The organism is Oleiphilus sp. HI0061, assembly GCF_001635675.1.
In genome coordinates, this window is sequence record NZ_LWFE01000364.1 from 1 (window position 1) to 833 (window position 833).

Consider the following 833-nt stretch of genomic DNA (forward strand, 5'->3'; position numbering starts at 1 on the left):
GACATGCCTCGAGTGGTGCCGCGCATTTTATCGCAGAGTCTGTCACACCTGGTGTGGCTATTGTGAATGCAGGAGATGGTTGGCACGCCCACCCGACACAAGCAATGCTGGATATGCTGACTATTCGTCAGAATAAGGGGCAATTCGAGGGCCTGAAAGTCGCAATTGTGGGTGATATTTTGCATTCAAGAGTTGCACGATCCCAGATTAGAGCGCTGAATACACTCGGTGTTGATGAAGTAAGAGTGATAGCTCCTAATACCTTGCTGCCGAAAAGTGTCGAGTCATTGGATGTTAATGTCTATAACAATATGGATGAAGGCCTAAAAGACCTTGATGTGATTATTATGCTTCGATTGCAGCGTGAACGAATGCAAGGAGCTTTGCTACCGAGTGAGCAGGAATACTTTCAGCTTTATGGCTTGACTCGTGAGCGCTTGGCACTAGCCAAACCTGATGCAATTGTAATGCACCCGGGGCCGATTAACCGCGGCGTTGAGATCGAGTCGGAAGTTGCAGATGGCGAGCAGTCAGTGATCCTGGATCAGGTCACTAATGGTATTGCTGTAAGAATGGCGGTTATGTCGATGGCAATGAGTGGTCAAACGGAAGAGAAAAACAGTGAGGAGTCAAAATGAGCATGCTTCTTAAAAATGGTCAGCGTCTAGTTTTCTCTGACTCCGGCGCGTCCTGGGCTCCTTTTGAAACCTTGCTGATTAAAGATGGTCTGATCGAGGCAATCGATGTTGCCGAGATAAGTGGCACTCCTACAAAAGAATTGAATGGAGCCTATGTATTACCAGGCTTGATTGATCTTTCTGTCGCTTTGCCAG

General features: G+C 47.4%; 2 protein-coding genes. Both read left to right on the forward strand.

Annotation, left to right across the window (positions count from 1 at the left end; translation table 11 throughout):
* On the forward strand, positions 1 to 638 hold a 638-nt coding region (locus tag A3735_RS05040; RefSeq protein ID WP_156499412.1), incomplete at its 5' end, for an aspartate carbamoyltransferase catalytic subunit.
* A partial coding sequence (locus tag A3735_RS05045) for a hypothetical protein (RefSeq protein ID WP_156499413.1) occupies positions 635 to 833 on the forward strand: 199 nt, incomplete at its 3' end. The genes A3735_RS05040 and A3735_RS05045, both read left to right, overlap by 4 nt.